General features: G+C 54.9%; 21 protein-coding genes and 1 pseudogene. 10 read left to right on the plus strand and 12 right to left on the minus strand.

The window, feature by feature from the left end:
• Window positions 1-246: 246 nt before the first annotated feature.
• The gene (locus A3GO_RS24820) at window positions 247-1,524 is read left to right on the plus strand and encodes an MFS transporter (RefSeq protein WP_037376187.1); all 1,278 of its coding nucleotides are present in this window, start codon (window positions 247-249) and stop codon (window positions 1,522-1,524) included.
• 60 nt (window positions 1,525-1,584) lie between these two features.
• Here A3GO_RS24820 and A3GO_RS0120160 read toward each other — a convergent pair whose 3' ends face one another.
• The 3 genes from A3GO_RS0120160 to A3GO_RS0120170 are packed head-to-tail and all read right to left on the minus strand — an operon-like array spanning window position 1,585 to window position 3,920.
• On the minus strand, window positions 1,585-2,799 hold the full coding sequence (locus tag A3GO_RS0120160) for a vWA domain-containing protein (RefSeq protein ID WP_029134926.1): 1,215 nt from the start codon (window positions 2,797-2,799) through the stop codon (window positions 1,585-1,587).
• Window positions 2,800-2,817: 18 nt separating this feature from the next.
• The gene (locus A3GO_RS0120165) at window positions 2,818-3,387 is read right to left on the minus strand and encodes a hypothetical protein (RefSeq protein WP_029134927.1); all 570 of its coding nucleotides are present in this window, start codon (window positions 3,385-3,387) and stop codon (window positions 2,818-2,820) included.
• Window positions 3,384-3,920, minus strand: coding sequence for a PspA/IM30 family protein (locus A3GO_RS0120170; RefSeq protein WP_029134928.1), 537 nt, complete (start codon window positions 3,918-3,920; stop codon window positions 3,384-3,386). Before A3GO_RS0120170 ends, A3GO_RS0120165 begins: the two co-directional genes overlap by 4 nt.
• Before the next feature lie 188 nt (window positions 3,921-4,108).
• Here A3GO_RS0120170 and A3GO_RS0120175 point away from each other — a divergent pair, with 188 nt between their 5' ends.
• Window positions 4,109-4,810, plus strand: coding sequence for a response regulator transcription factor (locus A3GO_RS0120175; RefSeq protein WP_029134929.1), 702 nt, complete (start codon window positions 4,109-4,111; stop codon window positions 4,808-4,810).
• A gap of 2 nt (window positions 4,811-4,812) precedes the next feature.
• Window positions 4,813-6,918 (plus strand): sensor histidine kinase, encoded by a 2,106-nt coding sequence (locus A3GO_RS0120180; RefSeq protein WP_029134930.1) that lies wholly within the window; start codon window positions 4,813-4,815, stop codon window positions 6,916-6,918.
• Here the strand turns inward: A3GO_RS0120180 and A3GO_RS0120185 are convergent.
• On the minus strand, window positions 6,903-7,346 hold the full coding sequence (locus tag A3GO_RS0120185) for a CBS domain-containing protein (protein WP_029134931.1): 444 nt from the start codon (window positions 7,344-7,346) through the stop codon (window positions 6,903-6,905). The two genes, A3GO_RS0120180 and A3GO_RS0120185, sit on opposite strands and share 16 nt — an antisense overlap.
• 304 nt (window positions 7,347-7,650) lie before the next feature.
• Between A3GO_RS0120185 and A3GO_RS0120190 the strand changes: the two genes are divergently transcribed.
• Complete coding sequence (locus A3GO_RS0120190) at window positions 7,651-7,854, plus strand: CsbD family protein (protein ID WP_029134932.1); 204 nt, start codon at window positions 7,651-7,653, stop codon at window positions 7,852-7,854.
• 31 nt (window positions 7,855-7,885) lie between these two features.
• Here the strand turns inward: A3GO_RS0120190 and A3GO_RS26290 are convergent, their stop codons facing one another.
• Together A3GO_RS26290 and A3GO_RS0120200 are read right to left on the minus strand one after the other, a co-directional pair.
• Window positions 7,886-8,116 carry a hypothetical protein gene (locus tag A3GO_RS26290; RefSeq protein ID WP_157606889.1) on the minus strand — a complete coding sequence of 77 codons (231 nt, stop codon included), beginning with the start codon at window positions 8,114-8,116 and terminating at the stop codon, window positions 7,886-7,888.
• Between the two features lie 431 nt (window positions 8,117-8,547).
• The gene (locus tag A3GO_RS0120200; RefSeq protein ID WP_029134934.1) at window positions 8,548-9,288 is read right to left on the minus strand and encodes a Crp/Fnr family transcriptional regulator; all 741 of its coding nucleotides are present in this window, start codon (window positions 9,286-9,288) and stop codon (window positions 8,548-8,550) included.
• Window positions 9,289-10,011: 723 nt separating this feature from the next.
• On the opposite strand from A3GO_RS0120200, the gene A3GO_RS26295 reads away from it, so the two are divergent.
• From A3GO_RS26295 to A3GO_RS26300, 3 genes are all read left to right on the plus strand, one after another.
• Window positions 10,012-10,158, plus strand: a complete 147-nt coding sequence (locus A3GO_RS26295) for a lmo0937 family membrane protein (RefSeq protein WP_157606890.1) — start codon at window positions 10,012-10,014, stop codon at window positions 10,156-10,158.
• Window positions 10,159-10,350: 192 nt separating this feature from the next.
• Complete coding sequence (locus A3GO_RS0120210; protein WP_029134935.1) at window positions 10,351-10,737, plus strand: DUF302 domain-containing protein; 387 nt, start codon at window positions 10,351-10,353, stop codon at window positions 10,735-10,737.
• Window positions 10,738-10,902: 165 nt separating this feature from the next.
• Window positions 10,903-11,148, plus strand: coding sequence for a hypothetical protein (locus A3GO_RS26300; protein ID WP_157606891.1), 246 nt, complete (start codon window positions 10,903-10,905; stop codon window positions 11,146-11,148).
• On the opposite strand, the gene A3GO_RS0120220 is transcribed toward A3GO_RS26300, so the two are convergent.
• On the minus strand, window positions 11,145-11,339 hold the full coding sequence (locus A3GO_RS0120220; protein ID WP_037376192.1) for a hypothetical protein: 195 nt from the start codon (window positions 11,337-11,339) through the stop codon (window positions 11,145-11,147). The genes A3GO_RS26300 and A3GO_RS0120220 overlap by 4 nt on opposite strands.
• Before the next feature lie 112 nt (window positions 11,340-11,451).
• Window positions 11,452-11,673 carry a glycine zipper 2TM domain-containing protein gene (locus A3GO_RS0120225; protein ID WP_029134937.1) on the minus strand — a complete coding sequence of 74 codons (222 nt, stop codon included), beginning with the start codon at window positions 11,671-11,673 and terminating at the stop codon, window positions 11,452-11,454.
• 458 nt (window positions 11,674-12,131) lie between these two features.
• On the opposite strand from A3GO_RS0120225, the gene A3GO_RS0120230 reads away from it, so the two are divergent.
• Complete coding sequence (locus A3GO_RS0120230; RefSeq protein WP_029134938.1) at window positions 12,132-12,851, plus strand: Crp/Fnr family transcriptional regulator; 720 nt, start codon at window positions 12,132-12,134, stop codon at window positions 12,849-12,851.
• Window positions 12,852-13,084: 233 nt separating this feature from the next.
• Here A3GO_RS0120230 and trhA read toward each other — a convergent pair whose 3' ends face one another.
• The 4 genes from trhA to A3GO_RS0120250 all read right to left on the minus strand — a co-directional run bounded on the left by trhA (window position 13,085) and on the right by A3GO_RS0120250 (window position 16,040).
• On the minus strand, window positions 13,085-13,702 hold the full coding sequence (gene trhA / locus A3GO_RS0120235) for a PAQR family membrane homeostasis protein TrhA (protein ID WP_029134939.1): 618 nt from the start codon (window positions 13,700-13,702) through the stop codon (window positions 13,085-13,087).
• Between the two features lie 256 nt (window positions 13,703-13,958).
• Window positions 13,959-14,276, minus strand: coding sequence for a DUF1840 domain-containing protein (locus tag A3GO_RS0120240; protein WP_029134940.1), 318 nt, complete (start codon window positions 14,274-14,276; stop codon window positions 13,959-13,961).
• A 239-nt stretch (window positions 14,277-14,515) separates the two neighbouring features.
• The gene (locus tag A3GO_RS0120245) at window positions 14,516-15,187 is read right to left on the minus strand and encodes an OmpA family protein (protein WP_029134941.1); all 672 of its coding nucleotides are present in this window, start codon (window positions 15,185-15,187) and stop codon (window positions 14,516-14,518) included.
• Window positions 15,188-15,725: 538 nt separating this feature from the next.
• Window positions 15,726-16,040, minus strand: coding sequence for a BON domain-containing protein (locus A3GO_RS0120250; RefSeq protein WP_029134942.1), 315 nt, complete (start codon window positions 16,038-16,040; stop codon window positions 15,726-15,728).
• Window positions 16,041-16,347: 307 nt separating this feature from the next.
• Here A3GO_RS0120250 and A3GO_RS0120255 point away from each other — a divergent pair, with 307 nt between their 5' ends.
• A complete protein-coding gene (locus A3GO_RS0120255) occupies window positions 16,348-16,563 on the plus strand; it encodes a F0F1 ATP synthase subunit gamma (protein WP_029134943.1) in 216 nt (71 codons plus the stop codon).
• 233 nt (window positions 16,564-16,796) lie between these two features.
• Window positions 16,797-16,990: pseudogene (locus A3GO_RS26460) on the plus strand (DUF4168 domain-containing protein); the annotation flags it as partial.

A 16,990-nucleotide genomic window follows, 5' to 3' on the forward strand; every position in this document is an offset into this window, starting at 1 on the left:
CGTATCCACCAGTTGCCACGGTGGATGCGTTGTCGCTTATCCGCCCTGCGGATTGGCCGCACTGACAATAATGCGGGCGTCCCCGAATCCGCTGGTGAGGTATTTGCAATAACCCATCATTCGCTTTCATGCTTTTTTTCCCTATATGGCTGAGTAAGATGGGTAATCAGCAAGGATTTTGTTCGCCATGCAATGTGTCACTGTTTCGCTTATGCTTTCGTCCATTGCCAGCCAAAAGGGTCCATCATGACACCAACAATTCTGATACTGCTGAGTGGACTGGGCCTGCTGCTGGTAGGGGTGGGGCTGCTGGGTACACTGCTGGGTGTACGGGCCACGCTTGCTGAATTCAGCAATATCGATATCGGTCTGATTATGGGCGGCTATTATGCCGGTTATATCGCCGGGACGCTGCTGGTTCCCCGGGTGATTCGCAATGTCGGCCATATCCGCTCGTTTGCCGCCTTTGCGGCTGTCGGCGCGTCAGCAAGTCTGGCGTTCGGGTTGCTGGTGCATCCCTGGGTATGGCTGCTGTTGCGCATGTTCAGTGGCCTTTGCGTGGTCGGACTCTATATGGTGGTTGAGAGCTGGCTCAATGAACAGAGTGCCGGCCCCGCCCGTGGACGGATATTCTCGATCTACATGATGAGTACCCTGGTGGCGCTGGGAGCCGGCCAGTCTCTGCTGTTGGCAGGCGATACATCGGAACTGACACTGTTTGCCCTGGCGGCTATTCTGATATCTCTCGGTGTGGTGCCGGTCGCCGTGACCCGGATACACGAACCGCGAATTGAAAATGAAGTGTCGGCAAAATTTACCGAACTGATACGGGCGACACCTTTCGGCTTTATCGGGGCACTGAGTGCGGGCCTGGTGAATGGCGCCTTCTGGGGTATGACGCCGGTATTTGGTCAACGGCTGGAGCTGGGGGACGGGCAGATCGCGATGCTGATGAGCGCCACCATTTTTGGTGGCGCCATCCTGCAGTGGCCGATCGGCCATCTCTCCGACCGGATGGATCGACGGACCGTCCTGATCCTGACCAGCTTCTGCACGGCGGCCGTGGCCGCGATCACCGCGCTTATCGTGATCAGGGACTACCCGGGACTGATCGTTTCCGCCTTCCTGCACGGCGGGCTGATGTTCTCGCTGTACGGTATCAGCGTGGCCTACTCCTATGATCATATGGAACCGGGGCATGCACTGGAGGCGACTCGGGGTCTGCTGCTGATCTACGGTGTCGGCGCCCTGTGCGGACCGCTGCTGGTGGGTATCGCCATGGATTTGATCGGGCCGGTCGGCTTGCCGGTAGTGTCGGCAACCACCACTGCCACACTGGCACTGTTCGGGCTCTATCGCATGTCCCGGCGCTCCGCGCTTCCGGTCGAAGAACAGACCGAATATGTACCCCTGGTGCGCACCTCGCCGGTGGTGCTGGAGATGCATCCGGATGTGGACCCGACGGTGGAGCCAGCGTCGGAACCAACTCGGGAGCCGGAGCTGGATCTGGCCGATCGGGAGTAATCCTGACCCATGCCAGGCCAGCCGACCCCGGGCCACGCGAGCGTGCCCGGGGGATGGTGCTCAATAGGCCGGTGCATCGGCCTCGTAATGCAATCCTTTCTTGCCTGCCTGCTCCTTCACTGTGCTGTAGAGCTTGTAGTCCAGCGAGGCCTCGGCGTCACCACGTGCTTCCACTCGCTGTTTGATGAAGTCGGCACGCTGCCCGGCCAGTTCATCGATCTGCCGCTCCAGTGATTTACGTGTTGCCGCCTTCTGGTCGATCAATGCCTGCTGCTCCGCTGGCGCCATCGCCTGCATCGGCGCGGGGAGTTTTTCCCGTTCAATAGTCGAGATATCGACCCGGCCGCTGGCAATGTCGTCAACCAGTTCACCCTTACCTAGAAAATTCGCTTTTCCACTCTTGGAGGCGTTAAAGGTGGCGCGGCGAGCGCGGGACTCGACGGAGGCATCCGCATGCAGCTTTTCGGTGGCGGCGAGCTTTTTCCGCTGCACCTGCTTCTCCTCCTCGCTGCCGTAATAGAGTCGTGTCTGATCCAGTTTTTCAGACAACTTGGCAATCTGTTCATCGAAGGGGGTGGAGATGGCCAGGGCACTACCGGTCTGTTCGACCTGGAAATAACTGCCGCTGCCCAGCTGGGCAATCCGGTTCCAGTTGCGCTGGGTGGTGCGGTCATCACCACACTGGATGGTATTGATGACGATGCCACGTTGTTTTGCCCGGTTGATGGTCTCGGGATATTTCACCTCATTCGGATAATCCATATGGGGCGGTGCATCGCCCACCAGGAACACCACTTTGTAGCTGTTGTCATCCTGGCTCCAGGAGATCCGGTTCACCGCATCGCTGAGCGCCTGGTTGACACTCTCCGGGCCATCGCCACCACCGGCTGCCTGGAATTCCATCAGTGCTGCGTACATGCTGTCCAGGTCACCTGACAGGTCCAGCACCCGGGTGACATAACTGTCGCCACGATCGCGATAGGCCACCAGTCCCATGCGGATTTCCGGGGCCGACTCGGCCGAGGCCATGGAGCTGGCAATGGACCAGATCTTCTCCTTGGCCGCCTCGATCATGCCGCCCATGCTGCCGGTGGTGTCCAGCGCGAATACCACCTCGATGCGCTGACGTTCCCGAGAGATCTGCTCGATTGCGTGCGGTTGAATCGGCTGAATGGCGAGGGGTGTCACTGCGCCGATACTCTGGTAGGCCGGGTAGAGGGCAATGGCGCCCGCAGTGGCGGTGAACAGTGAGATGGCGATGATTTTTGATTTCATGATTCTGCTCCTTGGGTACTAATGAATTGAGGAGAGCCGCCGCAGGGCGGCTTCGGCCGCACGCTCGGCCTGTTGGAAAGGGTCAGCTGTTTCCTGTGTTTTTTTGGCTATGCCGGAACGCTTTTTTAGATCCGCCGGAATGGTGCTGAACAGGGCCTGGAGCAGAAAAAAGCACCAGATACTGAGCAGCAGGCTGCCGGTATGCACGGCTGCCCAGATGGCCGCCGCCAGGCCCAGACCACTCAGGCCCAGGTCGGCAAGTGCGGAGACCAGGCTGCTGTAGAAATAGAGTGAACGGATCAGCCAGATGAGTCCGATATGCAGCAGCAAATGGAGCGTGAGCGGCGGGTCCAGCAGCCAGATAACCGCCGCACTGATCAGCCACACCGTGCCGGTGACTATCCGGCCAAGCCGTTCCCGGCTACGTCTGAACAGATACAGGGTGTAGGCAAGGCCGAGCCCGGCGATCAGCAGCTTCAACAGAGGCAGGTTCTGCATGGTGGGTGATAAGGCACTAAACAGGATCGAACCGGTCAGGCTGGCCGCCAGGGCGACTCCCACCCCTTCGAGAAATGTGGGCCGTTTCATGATCTGCTCCTGCGCTGTTTTTCCCGCAGAAAGGCGATCTCCACATCCGCCTCGTCAATGTGGATAGCAGCGGGTTCGCGAACATCGCTCTCGCTGCTGTCGGAAGAGTCGACAGCCAGCAGTTGTGCCTTCTGCCGCAGACTCTCCAGTTGGGTGCGGTTTTCATTCAGGCGCTGTGTCAGGTCGACCAGGGTCTGTTGCAGGCTGTTACGGCGAAGCTCCAGTTGGTCAGTGAACCGCACCAGCTCGAGCTTTTTTCGAATCAGATTTTTAGTCAGTTCCTCCTGGTCCGACTGAAAGCAGATGTCCAGTTCCTCATCCATGCCGGCCAGCTTGTTGTGACAAGTCTGCAACCGGTCGCTGAGTTGGGTGAGTTCGTGTTTCAGCAGCCGACTTCGCTGTTCATCGCCGGCGAAAGCCGCTTCCATTTCCCGGATCGCCTGTTTGAGCAGCAGATCCGGTTCTTCAATGCGGTCGAGTACCGCGTGCATGTCGGCACGAAAGAGTCGTGTTAGCCGGTTGATCAGTGCCATGGTCCATCTCCCGATAGTTGTTTTGGTGATTGCGTGGCTACAGTGTGGGATACAGCACCGATCGGTTGTAGACGGGGTTTTGTAAAATGATCCGTCTCTGGTTTACAAAAGTTTTACATGTCGTCGAGGGCTTAAACTGGTAGGCTTTTGTCCAGTTTCGAATACCATTGCAGTGAGTCAGAGAGGACATGTCACGCAATATTCGCCTGTTGATAGTGGAAGACGAGATAGCCATACGCACGGGCCTGGTGGACCTGTTTGTGTTTCACGGTTATGCGGTGGAATCTGTCGATGATGGCCGGGAAGGGCTGAGGCTGGCGTTGAGTGGTCAGTATGATCTGGTCCTGCTGGATGTGATGCTGCCCGGTATCAATGGCTTCGATATCTGTGCGCGGATAAGAGCGCAGGACCGGGAGCAGCCGATCATCATGCTGACTGCCAAGAGTGGTGATGAGGATGTGATCCAGGGGCTCTCCCTGGGGGCGGACGATTATGTGGCCAAGCCGTTCTCCGTGGCCCAGTTGGTGCTGCGGGTGCAGGCGGTGCTGCGTCGTTCACGTATCGGCGTGGCGCAGGAGCAGTGTATCCGTTTGGGTGATGGGGTGGAGCTGGATTGCCGCAATCTCTCCGGTTGCTGCGGTGAGGAGGAACACACCTTTACCCGGCGAGAGATGGAGCTGCTGCAGTATCTGCATGCCAACGCCGATCGGCCGGTCTCCCGCGATGAATTGCTGACCCGGGTATGGGGCTATGCCAAAAACCTCGATCTGGAAACCCGTACGGTGGATATTCATATCGCCAAACTGCGGCGAAAAATCGAACCGGATGCCGCCAATCCACGTTACCTGGTGACGGTGCGTGGTGCGGGTTACCGGTTGCTGGTGGATTAGATATGGCTCATGGACAGCGGCTTGTCGGTCTTGGGCCGTCTCAATTGCGGCGCTGGTTGCTGCTGTTCTTCCTGACGTTACTAATCCCTTCCGGAGTGCTGATTCAGCAATCTTACAGCCAGCTGAAGTGGGAGGCCTTTCACCAGTACCGGGTGCAGGCGGAGGAGTTGAGTACGCGAATCAATGACCGGTTGATGCGGTTGATAACCGAAGAAGAGAAGCGCGCTTTTACCGACTACGCTTTTCTGGTGGTGGCGGGGGAAGCGACTGCCGGTTTTGTGCAGAGGTCCGTGTTGTCCAGCTATCCGGTCAATACATCCGTGCCTGGTGTTATCGGTTATTTTCAGGTGGATGATACGGGGCGTTTCAGCAGTCCGTTGTTGCCCGCCCCACAGGATCAGGCTGTTCGCTACGGCATTGCCGATGATGAGCTGAACCAGCGCTTGGCGCTGCATGTCCGGTTGCAGCAGATCCTCAGTGAGAACCGATTGGTCCAGAGCAGTGGGAGCGGGCGCGACAGGGATAGGCTCAAACAGAGGCTGGATGAATCGCCCCGGCGTGAATCCACCGCTGGCCTGTCCAGTTCCGGTAAGGGTGCGCGGATCGACTCAACCATGGAATTGGACAGTGCCAACCAGCCTCAGGCGGCATTTGACCAGCTCAATCAGGCCGATGCCAAACGTCAACTGGAGAAAAAATCCAGCGATAGCAAACTACTCGGCAGGGTGGAGGATCTGAAGCTTGACCGACGCTTTGAATCACGGCTTGCCGAGGAACAGGCGGCAGCCTCGCCGGCGCAGAAGCTGCAACAGAACGAGCAGCGCAGTATCAGGAAGGAGCGCAGTGTGCTGCCCGCGCCTGCGTCGATCATGGCCGAGAACGAAACGGATGCAGGTGAGCCACTGACAAGTCAGGGCGGGGTGCGTATCCACACCTTTGAGAGTGAACTGGACCCGTTTGAATTCAGCCTGCTGGACAGCGGCCACCTGGTGCTGTTTCGCAAGGTGTGGCGTGATGGCCGCCGCTTTATCCAGGGCCTGCTGATCGAGCAGCAACCGTTTCTGCAGGCCACCATTGCGGACCTGTTCCGGGAGACGGCCCTGTCCGGCATGAGTGAGCTGACCCTTGCCTATCGGGGGGATCTGTTCAGTACTTTCAGTGGAAAGAGTCCGAAGAGTTATCAGAGTCGCGCCACGGAGCTGTCCGGAGCGCTGCTCTACCGCAATCGTCTTGCTGCCCCGTTGAGTGAGATGGAGCTGATCTACAGCGTCAGGCAGTTGCCGGCGGGTCCCGGTGGCCGGCTTGTTCTCTGGGTGGCAATCACCCTGATACTGGTGCTGTGCGGTGGATTCTATCTGCTGTACCGGCTGGGTCTGCGGCAGATTGAACTGGCGCGGCAGCAGCAGGATTTTGTCTCCGCCATCAGTCATGAACTGAAGACCCCCCTCACCTCGATTCGCATGTATGGCGAGATGTTGCGGGAGGGGTGGGCCAGCGAGGAGAAAAAACGCAGTTATTATGACTATATCCATGATGAGAGTGAACGCCTCACCCGCCTGATCAACAATGTGCTGCAGCTGGCCCGCATGACCCGTAACGGATTGGTAGTGGAGTGTAAACCGGTCGGTGTGACAGAACTGTTGGACGGTATCCGTTCAAAAATTGGCTCAGCGGTGGAGCGGGCGGGATTCGAACTCAACCTGCGGGCCGGTGAGGTGGCAGCGAAGACCGTGCTAATGCTGGATGGTGACAGTTTCAGCCAGATCATGATTAATCTGGTGGACAATGCGCTGAAGTTTTCCGCCCGGGCGGAGATCAGGCGAATCGATATCACGGCCACTCTGGAGCGGGGAAATCAACTGGTGTTTACAGTAAGGGATTATGGTCCCGGAGTGCCCCGGGACCAGATGAAAAAGATATTCCGCCTGTTCTATCGCTCGGAGAATGAACTCACCCGTGAAACCATCGGTACCGGTATCGGCCTGGCCCTGGTCAGTCAGCTTGCCATGGCCATGGGTGGCCGGGTGGATGTGATCAATCAACAGCCCGGTGCGGCCTTTCGGGTAATTTTTCCGGTCTCTGCAGCCAACGATCAGTGTGGCGAGTAATAGACCCCGTTGATGTAGTTGTACAGGTCGTCGATAACAATCTCCTGTTCACTGATGATGCTTTTGACCACGTCACCGATACTGACCAGTCCGATCAGCTGGTTGTTTTCCATGACCGGCAGATGGCGTATCCGTTTGTCTGACATGATGGCCAGACACTCATCCATGCGTTTCTTTTTGTCCACATAACAGACCTCGGTAGTCATCACTTCCTTGACCAGAGTCTCCTTGGATGATTTGCCCTTGATAATGATCTTGCGCGCGTAGTCCCGCTCCGAAAGAATGCCGATCAGCTTGTTCCCCTGCATCACCAGCAGGGCGCCGATATCCTTCTGATCCATCAGCACCAGTGCTTCATAGACTGTTGCATCCGGTGTGATGGACCAGATCTGGCCATCTTTTTCCGCCAACAGATTTTCCACAAACATGGCAGCACCTCTCTGTTCTGACCGCTGAATCTACCCTTGAGTATAGTAACCGGATGATTTGTGGTCTATCTGACCCATTGGAGATATTTGTCGGCGACCTGATAAACATGATTAATCGCCAGTAGCAGTAGGTTCACCTGTTTTCATAGCCTCCCCGGAGTGAGGGTTGAATCCGCATCAGCCCTGGTGGATTGACTCAAACAAACGATCTTGCCGGTATATTCTTGGCTATGTTCGGTAGCAAACAGACCCAGTCTACTCAAATGATTAGGCTTGTAACTTGATTACAGAACAGGAGTTTGAAATGAATCGCGATAGCATTGAAGGCAGTTGGAAGCAGTTCAAGGGCAAAGTGAAAGCACAGTGGGGTAAACTCACTGGCAATCAGCTTGATGAAGTTGACGGAAAACGTGTCGAGTTATCAGGCAAACTACAGGAGGGCTATGGCAATGCCAAGGATGCGGTGGAGGAGCAGAGCGAGCGCCTTCAAGAGAGCGCGAAAAAATAGCATATAAAGATTTGCCGCTTACCCCATTGATTCAGGCAAACGGTTGCTTTGCATGAACGATATCACCAGCACAGTGTTTCACATTACAGCCACTCCCGTCGAGGCCGGCCAGCTCCAGGTGGGGCTTGCGGGCGGGAGAGATGGTGCCTTCCGCATCGACTGGGTCAAGCGGCTTCCGATGCGCTTGAACGCCTGGCTGCTTTCTCGCCACAGTGGTCAAGACTCCGCTGGAGGTGTTGGCGGTGTATAATGATCGACGCAAGTTACTATCTCACCTGCAAGGCCTAGTCCGAGCGTCTGGACGCCCCGTGGGATGACATCATCCATCGTTGGGGCGAGGAGCAGTACCGGTGCTTCCGCCTCTATCTCTGGGGATCGACCTTTGCCTACCTCAATCGGGACATGGAGGCTTAGAGGGTGATCCTGAAACGGCCTCGGAAGGTTTAGTCCTGCTGATACCCGGGCTGTCGCAGACTGCTTGAACCGCTGTCATTTCTTCACTGATAAATATAACGGACAGAATGACTTCGTTGTGTCAGATAGATCAGCGTTGAAAATTCACGGCGTACTCAAAATTTTGGAAGATCCGGGGTACTGCCGAATGAATACAGTGTACCGGTAAGCAGATGGGAGCAGGGGTTCAGCCTGTAATGCAACACCCAGCCCCTGAATTGTGGTTGGTTGTGAGATCACTCATGGCTTGGTTAATCCAATTGTCTTACCTTTAACCATAATCCTGGTGTAGGTCGCTTTATCGGCTGCATAACAGTCGCAGGAAGCCGCCTCCAGACCATCGCGGTCAAGCACCGTGATATCCCCACGGCTATAGTGAATCAGTTTGCGATTCTGCAGTGAAGAGGCCGCTTTGGTGACACCGACACGGCGCACCCCCAGCATGTAAGCCAGGAATTCGTGGGTGATATGAAATGCATCCGAGTGTGCGCGGTCCTGCGTCATCAGCAGCCAGCGGGCGAGACGCGCCTCCACGACATGGAAGTGGGTGCAGGCGGCAGTTTGGGCGAGTTGGCCGAGCGTCACATAAAGGTAATTCTTCAATTCCCGTTGCAGCGCAGGGCTCTGGTCGATTTCACGCCGGAATGACGAGGCTTTGATGCGCAATGCAGCCCCTGCGCCCTGTACCACGGCACGCAGCGGCGACACCTCTACGCCCAATATGAGTGAAATTCCTAGCATACCCTCATTTCCAGCCAATCCAACTTCCAAATTGGCGTGGTTATTAATCGGCATTATCAGGGAAATGAAGCTTTCTGTGGGAAAGTAAATGTGGCGAATGCGTTCGCCGGGCTCGCTCAGGACCTCACCAAATACCAGCTCAACAGGTTCACAGGCAGACACAAAACGCTCACATTGTTTGCGTGGCAGGGCTGCGAGCAGACGGTTGGTAGACGGGATGGATTTGTTAGACGGCGACATAAGGATTGACCTTTGGTCGGAAGCGCAGTGCGCGGTTCCGATATTGGATTTAGCCCCCATTTTGTCGGCTGAAACCGGAGGCCGTGTATTAGCCACTATGGGTCATAACCCCGGGGCACGTCTGGGCGCTAGCGAACATAAGCAACTTGTTTCGTGTGCGTCGTCGAGCATGACGTAGAGCAGTGAGATGATAGAAGTAGTGGTGAAGTAGACGTGTCGCAACTCGTTGCCGGACTCGTAAAGCACCTACCAGAGCGGCATCGGCAACAATTAAAGGAACGTGACAGACGCTGATAATCCTCAGATGGCAGAGCGGCGAGCAGGTGGTTCTGGCAAGGACTGTGCGAATCGTTCATGCAATCTGACCTACTGGATAGAGTCTGATATTGATTGTTGAACAGCATTGTATAGCTCATCAAGTGCGTGTATGTGCGATAGCGCACAGGTGCGACCGGGTAGCAGGTAGCAACGTGAGGGTTTGTTATGTACGCCAGCAGACAGACGGCGAGGGTGTTTCTCTCTTAGTATTTGGCATCGAAGCCAGTATGCTTGCAGTCTTCACCCTGGCGACGTGCGATGGCGTGAATCATGCCGAAGTAATCGCTGAAAGCATGAGGGTTGCCGCTCGTCGTGGCTGTGACGCTTCGTTAGTTGCGCACGCCTGATTTACGATGAGAGGAGTGTTTCCGCGCCAGAAGACCCCAAATATCAGGAGAAATAAAAATGTTGGAAACTATTGCGATCATCCTTATTGTCCTCTGGGCCTTTGGTTTGGTTTCGTCGTACACGATGGGCGGATTTATTCATATCCTCCTGGTCCTCGCGGTTGTTGTGGTCCTGTTGCGGTTTATTCAAGGTCGACGCATATAGCGATACGCAAATTATTCTACGGGATAAGTTGTTGGGCAAATCGAAAGACGAACGTCATACAGCATAATCTTGAAAACAGATCCGCCATCTTTTTACCGCCACAAGGAACTGTCGCGGTCATGTGATGTTGTCAGTTAACAAGACTATTGCCAATGTAATCCTCACGCAAATACGGTTAAAGGAAATCAGTCCATGAGCTACCACTTAAGTAAAGCCATTCAACGCCCGTTTGATGATGCTATCGCTACGGTTACGCAAGCATTGAAGAATGAAGGCTTTGGCATACTGACGGAAATAGATGTCCAGGAAACCCTGAAGAAAAAGATAAATGTGGATTTTAAAGGGTACAGGATCTTAGGTGCATGCAATCCTTCACTTGCCTACGAGGCACTCAAATTGGAGGAAAAAATCGGCACTATGCTACCGTGCAATGTCGTTATTCAAGAGCAAGCGGATGGCAAGGTCGAAGTTTCGGCTATCGATCCCGTGGCATCGATGGGCACGGTTGGAAACCCGGCACTCACGGTTATCGCTGAACAGGTCCAGGGAAAGCTTAGAAAGATGCTTGACAATCTGTAAGACAAGCTACAGGGCTCTGCATATACAGATCCCGCAGAGGTTTCATTACTTTTCAGGAGTACTGCAAAAATGGGCAAAGCACCTTCGCCTCTGATGTGGACCGCATCTTTAACAACGGAATTGAGCAGTAGTGTTGTTGCATCGTCCGGTTATCTGTCAACCGTTATGAGACGCTGTTACCTCGTCACTATTACCGTTGCCAACTCAGTTGCCGTTCCCTGGATACCCGATGTGCCGTCCGCCGCAGAGCCAGGTAAAGAGATAATGCCGGTTACTCAAGCAGCGACGCAGGATGACGGCAACGCCAACGGCATTTCTCCGGCAGCCGCTATCCGGCTACCGGTGGACGCACACGGAGTGTCGCTGGGGACACTGTCGACAGTCGCCGTGGTTTTCGCGATACGGGGTTAATAGGTGTTGTCGCCCTGTGCGCTATCCTTGATGGCATCACCGGCTTTCTCGATTTGATCTCCGGCCTTCTCTACCGCATTGTCGATACTCTCGCCGGCTTGCTCTGCCGGGCCCTGTTTCTCGCAACCGGGGAGTGCTACAAGCAATGCACTCAAGACCAGTGCGGCACTGATGATCTGGAGTCGCTTCATAATTCGTTCCTCTTATTCATGGAATAAAGCGCAAAATCTTGCTGGCCATTCTTAATGCGGGGGTCAGGGCGCTGAGCGACCGGGACACCCGGACGACCGCACGGTTCCATCCTCATTTGTCCTTGCTGACCTCGTGGCCGATAACGCCGCCTACCGCAGCACCGCCGACGGTTCCGATAGTACTGCCGCCTGTAAGAATGGCCCCGCCGACAGCACCAACACCGGCGCCGATGGCGGTATTTTTATCCTGTGTCGACATGCCGGCACAACCACTCAGACTGAGCAGCATCACTGCAGCAACCATGTAGGGAGTGAATTTCTGTATTTTTTTCATGACGTTACCTTCTTATCCAATATTATGTTTGCGGTGCTTCAAAGTAGGTCGCGTGCGTCTTTCCGTCTTTCGACTTGGCAAAAACGCACTGCCCTTATCCACGCCGCGATTCCTGCTATCGGCCGTGTCGGCGGTCGCGGGTTTTCGCTGCCTTCACGCAAACACCCTTGCTGGTACTTTGTTTGTCTCCGATGACTGAAGGATACGCAGAAGCACCGTCGCCGTCTGTCTGCTGGCGTACAATAGCGGCAATCGACAGGTGTGTTGGGCGTTGATCCACCTTACGGAGTGAGCGCGTGCTGCCCCGCACGGAACCGTGCGCCGATCTCCCTGCTGCGCCTGCGCGCAGGCAATTACACACAGTATATATAATGGTCTATACTGGCGTAATATCAGACATCCGGATCTGTTTTGTCGGTAAGGCAATCTGATTAGAACCCAAGGACCGGAGTTTATGCATGCACGATCCACACGCCCCCAGCCAGAACCACTTGCTCGCCGCCCTGCCGAAGGAGGATATCGGACGCCTGCTTCCCCATCTTGAACTGGTCCCTATGCCGCTCGGCGATGTGCTTTATGAATCCGGCGTCGAGTTGCGTCACGTCTATTTTCCCACCACGTCCATTGTGTCCCTGCTCTACGTCATGCTCGACGGTGCATCGGCGGAAATCGCCGTGGTCGGCAACGAGGGCGTTATTGGTGTTGCCCTGTTCATGGGTGGCGAGACCATGCCTAATCGGGCCGTCGTACAGAGTGCCGGTCACGCCTACCGGTTGAAGGGGCAACTGTTGAAGCAGGAGTTCAATCGCTCCGGCGACTTGCAGCATCTGTTACTGCGCTACACCCAGGCTCTGTTGACCCAAATGGCACAGACCGCCGTGTGCAACCGGCACCATTCGCTCGACCAGCAACTTTGCCGCTGGCTGCTGCTGAGCCTCGACCGTCTCTCCTCCAATGAACTGGTTATGACCCAGGAGTTGATCGCCAACATGCTCGGTGTACGTCGTGAGAGCGTCACTGAGGCGGCCGGTAACCTGCAGAAGGCCGGCCTGATCAAGTATCAACGTGGCCACATCACGGCACTCGACCGCGCGGGACTGGAGGCGCGAGCCTGTGAGTGCTATGGGGTGGTCAAGAAGGAGTTTGATCGCCTGTTACCCGAAGTGAATATTCTGTAATCCGGGTTGATCGTTTGCAGCTGCCGGATTAATTGCTGCAGCGGCAAGCGGGAATCGTGTATTGCGCCGCTGTGCTCCCACTGTTTAAGCCATTAGGACTGCCACGTCGCCGAACATCGTTATGTCCGTGTAGACCATCAGGGGAAGGTTACTAGCGCAGGCACCCCCTTGTTCTACAGGCAAACGGGCCACAGGTTTTTGTAGACGCGGCGTTTGACAGTGATCAGCTGCTATCAGACATAGACCAGAATCGCCAGATAGTGGCTGACGCTACCCCCCAACACGAACAGATGCCACACCCCATGCATCCAGGGGTAACGCTGGTCGAGGGCATAAAACACAATTCCCGACGAATAGAGTATCCCGCCGGTTAACAGCCACACGAAGCCCGCGGGTGGCAGCGCTGCGAGTAGTGGCTTGATCGCCAGTACAATCAGCCAGCCCATGACAAAATAAATGATCATTGGCAGCACCCGCGCGCCGCGCCGTGGTAGCGCATCAAGTACCAACCCCAGTGCCGCCATGCCCCAGATCGCACCGAACATCCACCAACCCACGATACCCTCGAGCGAGATCAGCGTGAACGGGGTATAGCTGCCGGCGATCAGCAGATAAATGGCCTGGTGATCGAGTACACGAAACACCCGTTTCGCGCGACCTGGCGGCAGGCCGTGATAAACCGTGGAGATTACATAAAGCAGAAATAGCGTGGCGCCATAAATACTGAACGACACGATGCGGTATACATCGCCACCCCGTGATGCCATCACCACCAGCGCCACGGTGCCCGCCAGCGCCAGTGCGGCGCCGACCAGATGTGAAATGCTGTTGAAGCGTTCGCTCTTGTTCATGACGAGGACATACGGACTAAACAATACACACCGGTACTTCAAAAAATCCTATTGACAGTAAAATATGATAGGTTTATCCAAGCGAGAGGGAACGGGGGCAACCTGGTTTTCCTGGCCTGCAAATCTGCCCTGATCGATGGGAAGTCATGGGTGACCCTTCCCAAAGCTGAATCAGATCGTGGATGATGAGGCAGGCTGGCGGTATACGGGTGTATCCTCTTGCGATCTACGATTGCCTGTTGTCGCCCGTGTCGGATTAAGTCCCGCTGTCCCACATCACGTTGCATTTATCTTTTGCTGCCGCCTTGAGCAACTCGATCAAAGGCAATGCGCGATGGGTGAGGCTGATGACAGGCTCCTCGTCATCGTCCTCTGCCGGTACTTCCGTCGCCTTTGATGACTGCTTCTCAGCTTCGATCGCGGCCTCCAAGCGTGCCAGTACCGCCGGGACATCATCGGCAAGAAGTGCGCTGGGTACCGTACCGCTGTGCCCCATCATCTTGAGCAACTTGATGGCCACGTCGCCAAACAGGGTGATGTCCGCAAAGGCGGGACAGGAAAAGGTCACTAGCATAATCATTTCCTCTGTTGTTCTGTGCTGAGTCAGAGTAAGCGATTACATCATTGAATACGCTGTCAATCCCACAGGGTTTAAGTAAGCAATCCACGCTTACCTATCTATCATGGCATATCCATAGCGAGAGGGAAGGATGGCGTGCGGTATAAGCGAACGCCACCGGCCTAAGCCGGTGGTATTCATGTCACCTTGTGTATCCGATGATCCACAGATGCTCCTTAGGCATCAGCTTCAGTTTATTGCTGCGCTATAGTAAGGGTCTTGATTTCTACCACAACGCGACGGTTTGGTTTTAGGCAGTCAACCAGGTTCGTGTTTTTACTGTTATTTCTGCCAGTTATGTCTGCACAGGAAACAGCAGGATCGGATTCACCACTGCCGGCGGTTTCAGTGCGCGAACTTACAATACCTTGTCCAATCAGGTAATCTTTCACTGCATCCGCGCGGCGCTGTGACAGTTTTTGATTGTAGGCTTCCGAGCCGATTCGGTCGGCGTGTCCGGTGATCCGCACCATTTCAATTTGTGGATATTCATTCATCTTGGCGATGACCTGATTGTCCAGTTGTTGCTTACCTTCGGTACTGATAACCGACTTGTCAAATTCAAACAGCGTATCGGATTCCAGGGTAAGTACGATGGCCTCTGACTTCATCGGAGGTGGTGCAACTGGGGCCATTGGTGTCTCGGTAGCGGCTACCTTTACCAAGCTCGGGTCGCATTCTGCAATAGCCATGTCGGCTGTCCAGAATCCAGTTCTCCAGCAGTTATTAGAGCCGTTCATTACGATAGACTTATCGGGAGTACCGAGCGTATATCCCTCCTTGGTGTTTTGATCAGCGAAGGTGGCGTTAACCAAGGCTAAAGATGCCATGGCAAACAGTGTACGTGCATAGGATGAGGTTTTCATGTGCGTTATCCATTGTCTAGACTTGAGTATAAAACCGATATGTACTGGCCCGGTGCTCGACTGACTGCCGATACCGTCTCCGGTTATCCCTTCGGTGCTCTAAGGAGGTGTGCCTGATTGCTTCAATCGCCCAATGCATGGCGCCGAAATCGTACGGGTGACGCTACGGCTTCTGGGCAGGATTCGTGGTTGTAGCCTTGTTTCTCACGTCGGCCGCTGACTTCCTGATATCACCAACTGAACGTTACGCAAAAAATAGTTTAATCTCTGTGCGGTGGCGTACACAGAGCGCGGACTAAAGTATTGTTGACATGCTTTTCAAGGCCGACAATTTAATGGTTGGTATATCGTTTGCTTTTGGCACTGCAGGGCGCGTGCCTGCGAAACCTGTGCGGTGATTGATGACAGCGGGTTTTTAATTGTCGACCCCAAGAGAGTGGCCATCCACCTGACCAGCGCCGGGTTCGGAATCATGGGTTACTAGCCCTGGCCAGCACCGAACCTGAAAGGGGCCGGCACTGGCGAGGCTTAGTCAGCTTCACTTGAGCCGCATGGAGTTCTTGACGGAGGTTACGCCCTTGATACCTTGCGCAATCTCTACCGCCCTGTTGATATCGCTCTGGGAGTTGACGAAGCCACTCAGCTGTACCACACCCTTGAACGTCTCGACGTTAATCTCGGCGGATTTAAGCGTAGGCTCATTAAAAATGGCCGTCTTCACCTTGGTAGTAATAACGCTGTCATCTAAATACTCCCCGGTGCTCTCCTGTTTCGAGGTGGATGAACAACCGATGACCGATGCTAACGTAATAGCCAACAACAACACGGTAAGATAGTTGCGAAATTGTTTCATGATAGAACTCTCCAGATATCCATGATTCGGCTCTTACTGACACCGGTATTGAGTCGTTTCGATACGCTAAAACCCGGGTTATCGGTCTTCTGCAAAAACAGTGCGGTATCGAGCCGATCAAGGCTGTTTGTGCTTCCTTGTGAACGGTCAAAGAACCCGCGGGGTTTTACACGCGGTCTCTTAATCACAGAGGAAGCATAATCACCGGACGTGGCCATCGTCTGTACGCTATCGTACATTGCGATTGAATGAGAAGCGTCAGCTACCATGTTCACACGGGTAAATGAGCAGTGCAGGTGACGGTAGGATGGTTTGTTGGGTGGTCGTCTTGATTGGTAAGGGCTTCAATGCACGAATCTCAAACGCCAGTCGTCCGGCGGCTATGCAACGTGGCGAGAAAAATATCGACGAATTGTTCCAAGTCCTTAATGGATCGTTTCACCGATTACGCCAGAGTGGCATTGATGCGGAGCTGTTCGATGTGATCTCTGGCTTTGAGGCACTGAGCGCTGACGAGGAATAGGAGGGTACACTTCCAACGCGGACCTTACTTCGGCTCAGCCTGGATTCTGAAGATGGTGATGGTTGCGCCTGCCGATATCTCCAATCAATACCCTCAGCTAAACTGATCGGTGGCTAATTGTGGCGATATGTGCGTCACCGAACATACTACACCTGAACAGAGGTTTAGACTTTTTCTAACGCCCGGTATTTCCATGAAATGAGTCCAGGCTTTCTCTAGTAAGGAAACTTCACATGACGAATTCAATACTTGCAGCAGTGATTATCACCTTCACCTTAGCGCCTGCCGTGTCCGCGCAGGAAGGGCCCGCACCGGCCGGTCCGATGGGGGAGATGGGTTATCCGGGCACGATGGGTGGTCCGCAAGGCTATCCCCAGGGTGGTCCGGGGATGATGGGTGGCCGGCAAGGCTATCCCCAGGGTGGTCC

It is taken from the genome of Sedimenticola selenatireducens DSM 17993 (assembly GCF_000428045.1).
GTDB lineage: Bacteria > Pseudomonadota > Gammaproteobacteria > Chromatiales > Chromatiaceae > Sedimenticola > Sedimenticola selenatireducens.

Excerpts from the sequence above, each read along its gene's own strand:
- A3GO_RS0120240 (WP_029134940.1), bottom strand. The coding sequence starts at position 14,276 with ATGCTAGTGACCTTTTCCTGTCCCGCCTTTGCGGACATCACCCTGTTT.
- A3GO_RS0120245 (WP_029134941.1), bottom strand. The coding sequence starts at position 15,187 with ATGAAAACCTCATCCTATGCACGTACACTGTTTGCCATGGCATCTTTA.
- A3GO_RS0120160 (WP_029134926.1), bottom strand. The coding sequence starts at position 2,799 with ATGAAATCAAAAATCATCGCCATCTCACTGTTCACCGCCACTGCGGGC.
- A3GO_RS0120165 (WP_029134927.1), bottom strand. The coding sequence starts at position 3,387 with ATGAAACGGCCCACATTTCTCGAAGGGGTGGGAGTCGCCCTGGCGGCC.
- A3GO_RS0120180 (WP_029134930.1), top strand. The coding sequence starts at position 4,813 with ATGGCTCATGGACAGCGGCTTGTCGGTCTTGGGCCGTCTCAATTGCGG.
- A3GO_RS26295 (WP_157606890.1), top strand. The coding sequence starts at position 10,012 with ATGTTGGAAACTATTGCGATCATCCTTATTGTCCTCTGGGCCTTTGGT.
- A3GO_RS0120220 (WP_037376192.1), bottom strand. The coding sequence starts at position 11,339 with ATGAAGCGACTCCAGATCATCAGTGCCGCACTGGTCTTGAGTGCATTG.
- A3GO_RS0120190 (WP_029134932.1), top strand. The coding sequence starts at position 7,651 with ATGAATCGCGATAGCATTGAAGGCAGTTGGAAGCAGTTCAAGGGCAAA.
- A3GO_RS0120200 (WP_029134934.1), bottom strand. The coding sequence starts at position 9,288 with ATGTCGCCGTCTAACAAATCCATCCCGTCTACCAACCGTCTGCTCGCA.
- A3GO_RS24820 (WP_037376187.1), top strand. The coding sequence starts at position 247 with ATGACACCAACAATTCTGATACTGCTGAGTGGACTGGGCCTGCTGCTG.
- A3GO_RS0120230 (WP_029134938.1), top strand. The coding sequence starts at position 12,132 with ATGCACGATCCACACGCCCCCAGCCAGAACCACTTGCTCGCCGCCCTG.
- A3GO_RS0120255 (WP_029134943.1), top strand. The coding sequence starts at position 16,348 with ATGGTTTGTTGGGTGGTCGTCTTGATTGGTAAGGGCTTCAATGCACGA.
- A3GO_RS0120170 (WP_029134928.1), bottom strand. The coding sequence starts at position 3,920 with ATGGCACTGATCAACCGGCTAACACGACTCTTTCGTGCCGACATGCAC.
- A3GO_RS0120175 (WP_029134929.1), top strand. The coding sequence starts at position 4,109 with ATGTCACGCAATATTCGCCTGTTGATAGTGGAAGACGAGATAGCCATA.
- A3GO_RS0120225 (WP_029134937.1), bottom strand. The coding sequence starts at position 11,673 with ATGAAAAAAATACAGAAATTCACTCCCTACATGGTTGCTGCAGTGATG.
- A3GO_RS0120185 (WP_029134931.1), bottom strand. The coding sequence starts at position 7,346 with ATGTTTGTGGAAAATCTGTTGGCGGAAAAAGATGGCCAGATCTGGTCC.
- A3GO_RS26300 (WP_157606891.1), top strand. The coding sequence starts at position 10,903 with ATGAGACGCTGTTACCTCGTCACTATTACCGTTGCCAACTCAGTTGCC.
- A3GO_RS0120210 (WP_029134935.1), top strand. The coding sequence starts at position 10,351 with ATGAGCTACCACTTAAGTAAAGCCATTCAACGCCCGTTTGATGATGCT.
- A3GO_RS0120250 (WP_029134942.1), bottom strand. The coding sequence starts at position 16,040 with ATGAAACAATTTCGCAACTATCTTACCGTGTTGTTGTTGGCTATTACG.
- trhA (WP_029134939.1), bottom strand. The coding sequence starts at position 13,702 with ATGAACAAGAGCGAACGCTTCAACAGCATTTCACATCTGGTCGGCGCC.